General features: G+C 61.5%; 5 protein-coding genes. 1 reads left to right on the top strand and 4 read right to left on the bottom strand.

Translation table 11 applies throughout. From position 1 onward, the window contains the following. The 4 genes from VJS90_RS04910 to VJS90_RS04895 form a co-directional block, all read right to left on the bottom strand. A partial coding sequence (locus VJS90_RS04910; protein ID WP_324119600.1) for an SDR family NAD(P)-dependent oxidoreductase occupies nucleotides 1-686 on the bottom strand: 686 nt, incomplete at its 3' end. A gap of 13 nt (nucleotides 687-699) precedes the next feature. Further along, nucleotides 700-2,058 (bottom strand): MFS transporter, encoded by a 1,359-nt coding sequence (locus VJS90_RS04905; protein WP_324119602.1) that lies wholly within the window; start codon nucleotides 2,056-2,058, stop codon nucleotides 700-702. Nucleotides 2,059-2,112: 54 nt separating this feature from the next. Then, nucleotides 2,113-2,994: a polysaccharide deacetylase gene (locus tag VJS90_RS04900; protein WP_324119598.1), complete on the bottom strand. Its 882-nt coding sequence runs from the start codon at nucleotides 2,992-2,994 to the stop codon at nucleotides 2,113-2,115. 68 nt (nucleotides 2,995-3,062) lie between these two features. Next, a complete protein-coding gene (locus VJS90_RS04895) occupies nucleotides 3,063-4,418 on the bottom strand; it encodes an amidase (RefSeq protein ID WP_324119596.1) in 1,356 nt (451 codons plus the stop codon). 303 nt (nucleotides 4,419-4,721) lie between these two features. Here VJS90_RS04895 and VJS90_RS04890 point away from each other — a divergent pair. After that, nucleotides 4,722-5,088: GntR family transcriptional regulator (locus VJS90_RS04890; RefSeq protein ID WP_324119594.1), on the top strand; the 367-nt coding region annotated here is incomplete at its 3' end.

Genomic DNA, 5,088 nt, shown 5'->3' with positions numbered 1-5,088 from the left:
GTCAGGTAGCACACCAGGTCAGCTACTTCGCTGGCTCGGCCGACACGCCCCAGCGGGATGGCTTTACCGGCTCTTGCCAACCCGTCCGCGCCGAGCGAGTTCTTGCCGTCGAGCGATTGAGGGGTCTCGATCAGGCCTGGAATCACCGCGTTGCACCGGATGCCTCTCGGCGCCAGTTCGACCGCCAGCGCACGGCAAAGGCCAGGGACGCCGGCCTTGGCGGCAGCGTAATGGGAATGCTCCTGCCATCCATAGACACCGCCGGCAATCGAGGAGATCGCCACCAGCGCACCGCCTTCACCCATGTGCCGGCTCGCACTTCTGAAGGTGCGCATCACCCCGGTCAGGTCTACATCGAGCATGGCGTTCCACTGCTCATCCGACATGTCCAGCAGCGCCGCCTTGCGAAGCAGGCCCGCATTGGCGACGGCATGGTCGAGCCGCCCGAAGCGCTCCACGGCAGCCGCCGCGATCGCGTCCAGGGACGCACTGTCGGTGACGTCCATCGGCACCATCAGGCATTCACCGCCCGCCTGCTCGACAAGCCGCTGGGTGTGCGACGGGTCATGCGGATCGCTTGCCAGGTAGCCGCCAACGACACGCACCCCTTTTCTGGCATAGGCAACTGCAACGGCTTCGCCAATACCGCTGGCGGCACCGGTGATCAACGCTACGGGTCGAGACATGGATAGCTCCTTGTTATTTGACGGAATGGGGTTCGACGTGACGGGCTGCAAACATCACCAGGCCAGACAGGAAGCACGGCAGGGCGCCAAACCACAGCGCAGCGCTGTGCCACTGGCCTCCGGTCGTCAGCACACTGGTGATACCGAGCCCGGCGACGATCGCGCCGATAGGCCCCATGGCATGGACGATCGCGCCCCCGGTGGCGCGAATGCTGGTCGGGAAGCTTTCGCCCATGAAGAACAACATTGCGGAGTACGGGCCGGTCAGGAAGAACAGGCCAAGGCTGTACAAGGCGATAACGGTCGTCAGTTCGCTGGGTGCCTGCAGCATGGCGAAGAACGCCAGGCCACCACACATCCAGCCCAGGGCAACCGTGTTGCGGCGCCCAAAGCGGTCGCCGAGCCAGCCGTGGAACAGGTAGCCGATGAAGCCAACCAGATTGGACAGCACCAGGATCCACAGCGAGTTCTGGAACGAGAGCTGATGCACGCTGACAATGACGGAAGTGCCCAGAACGCTGAACACCTGGATCGCCGACCAGTTGAGCAGAATCGCCAGGCTCAGGACCAGCGTCGGGCGCAGCGCGGCACCACGGAACGCGGCCGCGACCCCGGCCTTCGCGTGCTCGTCGTAATCAACATGGTATTCCCGGGCCAGGCTGCGGGCGCCAGCATCGTCTCCCGCCTTGCGAAGCTGGTTGATGCGTTGGTGAACCTGGAATTGCGGGCTCTCCTTGAGCTTGCGCGCGAGGATCGCCACGATCAGTGCCGGAATGGCGGCAAAGATGAAGCAGCCCTGCCAGCCTATATGGGGCAGCAGCAACGCGGTCAGGCCCGCGGCGATCAGTGCGCCCACCGGCCAGCCACTTTGCACCAGGCTGTACACGAACCCGCGCCGCTTGATCAGCTTCGGATCGGTGGATGCGGCGTACACCTCGGTGAGGTAGGTCGCGTTGACGCCCTCCTCCGCGTAGCCAAGCCCGGCGACGGAGCGGACCGCGATCAGCGGCCCTTTACCCATGCCCGCGCACACCGCGGTGAGCGCCGAGCAGAGCGCCGTGCCACCAATGGTGAAGATGATCCCGCCGCGCCGGCCAATGCGGTCGACCAGCGGGCCGACCACGAAGGCGATGACGGCACCCCCCACCGCAACCCAGGTCGCGATCTCTGCCTGCTCGGCTTCACTCCAGGTGAAGTGCCCGCCCATGACCGGCAGCAGGGTACCAAACAGGATGAAGTCATACACTGCAAAGACCCAGGCAAAGAAAGCAATCCAGGTCGCGTATTGAACGTCCTTGGACTCCAGTTGTACGGGCTTCCATGCGCCGGTATCAGGGACTTGCGTCGTTGTCGTGGCGTGCGTACTGGTCATATCGGCATTTCTCTTGTTTTTGTAAAGCGCGTGAAAGACGGGAACACCGCGCAATCAACGCTTGCGCGGTTGGCGGCGGATGAAGTCGTCGGCGATTTCGTCCATGGTCACGAACTTCACGCCCTCGTGACTTTTCATGTGCTCGATAAACCGCTCCAGCATCAGCAAGACTTGTGGACGGCCGGACACGTCGGGATGAATGGTGATCGGGAACACCGCGTAATCATTCTCGCGGTATACCCAGTCAAACTGATCTCGCCACATTTCTTCCAGGTGACGTGGATTGACAAACCCGTGGCTGTTGGGCGACTTCTTGATGAACATCATCGGAGGAAGGTCATCGAGGTACCAGTTGGCCGGGATTTCAACCAGATCGGTTTCTTCCCCACGCACCAGCGGCTTCATCCAGGTGTCCGGGTGCTGGCTGTAGTCGATCTTGCTCCAGCTGTCCTTCACCCTCACGTAGTACGGGTGAAAGTCATTGTGCATCAGGCTGTGGTCGTACTTGATGCCTTTCTTGAGCAGCAATTCGTTGGTGACATTGCTGAATTCCCACCATGGCGCCACGTAACCGGTAGGCCGTTTGCCGGCCAGCCGGGTGATGATTTCAATGGACTTGTCCAGGACAATCTCTTCCTGCTCTGGCGTCATTGCAATCGGGTTTTCATGGCTGTAGCCGTGGATTCCGATTTCGTGACCTGCCTGGACAACGGCCTGCATTTGTTCCGGGAAAGTCTCAACCGAATGGCCTGGAATGAACCAGGTGGTGCGCAGATCATACTTGTCGAATAGTTTGAGCAGGCGTGGGGCGCCAACTTCACCGGCAAACAAACCACGAGAAATATCGTCCGGTGAATCTTCCCCACCGTAAGAGCCCAGCCAACCCGCTACTGCATCGACGTCAACGCCAATTGATACAAAGATTTCTTTCGCCATGATCAATACCTCATTGTTATTTGATTTGAAGGCAGGCAGAAACTGTCCGCCCTGCCTGAACGCCAGGGCTAGGCATTCCGAACATAGGGTTCTATTGCCAACGCCGCGCGAAGGAGCGCTTCATCATTGCCACTTGAACTTGATAAAAGCAGGCTGGTGGGCAATCCGGCTTCACCTGCTCCACTGGGCAGTGCGACCCCCGGCATGTCGAGCATGCTGCCCGGCATCGTCAGCCTCAATGTCGCCAGGTTGGTGGCCACAAAGTGCGTCGTGTCGGTTTCAAGGGGTGCGAGCAGCGGGGCCACGTGCGCGACGGTCGGGGTCACGAGAAACGCGCCGTCCAGTTCATCCGCGATCTGTTCTTTGAGCTGTTGCGCTGCCTGGTACAGCCGCACCTGCTTGCTGGCCGGGAACGTCCTGGCGGCCTCGAGCCGTGTACGCACCCGAGGGTCCAGTTGCGCCGCATCCGGGCCATCGAGCAGCGTTTGATACAGCGCGAAGGCCTCGGCGCTTCCAAGCCAACCGATCTGCTCGATGACTTCCAGCGCTTGCTGGAATGCCGCAACGGGCTTTTTCTCGACCACCGCGCCTGCGCCGGCCAACCGCTGAACCGCTGCCAGCAGGTTGGTCTTCACCTCCGGCTGAATGCGCGAATCTTCAAGCAGTGTCGAGTCAACACACAGCCTGAGCCCGGCCAGGGGCAGGCCGGTGGTGTTCAACGCCATCCCCAGCCGATCGCCGAGCAGCAGGTTGTCGATGGCGATGACGTCGCGAACGCTGGTGGTGATCGGTCCGAGTGAGTCCAGCGAGCTCGCAAGCGGCGTGACACCCGCGAAGGCATAACGCTTCCCGCTGCTGCGATAGCCCACCAAGCCGTTGAAGGCAGCCGGAATCCGGATGGATCCCGCCGTGTCCGTGGACATGCCGATCGGCACGACGCCGCGCGCGACGGCAATGGCAGAACCTGAAGAGGATCCACCGGGCGCGCGGGCTTCACCCTTCGTTGAGGTCCCGGCCGGCGTGCCAAAGTGCGGGTTGAGCCCCAGGCCTGAATAGGCCAGTTCGCTCAGGTTGGTCTTGCCGATGCTCACCAGGCCTGCCCGGCTCAGCGCAATCGCCAAGGCACAGTCCGCAGAAGCAGGCGCTTGATGCAAACGGAATTTCGCGCCTGCGGTCGTGACGCTGCCAGCCAGGTCGTAAAGGTCCTTCCAGGCGACGGGCACCCCATCCAGGCAGGACAAGGGCTGCCCCGCTTCCCAGCGTTTTCTTGCCGCTTGCGCCTCTCGCCTCGCCCGCTCGGGACACAGCGAAATGAACGCCGCAGGGACGCTCTGGGCCAGCTGCAATGCGCGCTCAAGCGCCGTGACCGGATCAGAGGATCCATCGGCGAATTTCTGGGCCAGGGAGCAGGCATCGGCAAACATGGAACCACCTTTAAAATGTACATTTCATTGATACATACATTCGTATAAGCATCGAGCGTGCCAGCTCTACGCTTTGCCTCTGGAGAAAACACTCCAAGCGCTCTGAACCAGCGGCCCAGAGCGCCGACTGAACGGCTTCCCCTAGGCTGGCCCATAAATTGTATGTTTATTTAAATGATCCATTTTGGGTTTTCTGGTAACAACCCTGCCCCAAAATCGGTCACCAGACTGTTACCGGCACGCGATCACATCTCGCCCCGCTTGTGAGAAACTTACCCACCACGCTTCATGAGACGACCCTCGATGTCCGTAACACCGCCCCTGGAAGACCGTCCTGCGTCACGCTACGAGACGATCCGCAACACGTTGCGTGAAGCGATCCTTGGCGGGCAAGCGACTCCTGGACTGGTCCTGGTGGAGGCGCCTCTGGCCGAGCTATTCGGCACGAGCCGGGTGCCCGTGCGCCAAGCGCTCAACCTTCTGCATGAGGAAGGCTTGATCCGTCGCTTCGATGGCCGGGGTTTTCTCGTGGACCCGCGCGGCAACGACGAGGCCCCCAGGCGCGTGCCGTTGACACGCAAGCTGCTGGGGCTGGAACCCCAGGATGACCTGATCGATTACCGGCCCCTGGGCGAGCGGATTCATGATCACCTGGCCGAGACCGTCATTC

The organism is Pseudomonas sp. (genome assembly GCF_035277045.1).
Taxonomy (GTDB): domain Bacteria; phylum Pseudomonadota; class Gammaproteobacteria; order Pseudomonadales; family Pseudomonadaceae; genus Aquipseudomonas.
The sequence above is the reverse complement of the archived record's forward strand: the minus strand, read 5'-3'. Positions and strand labels throughout refer to the sequence as shown.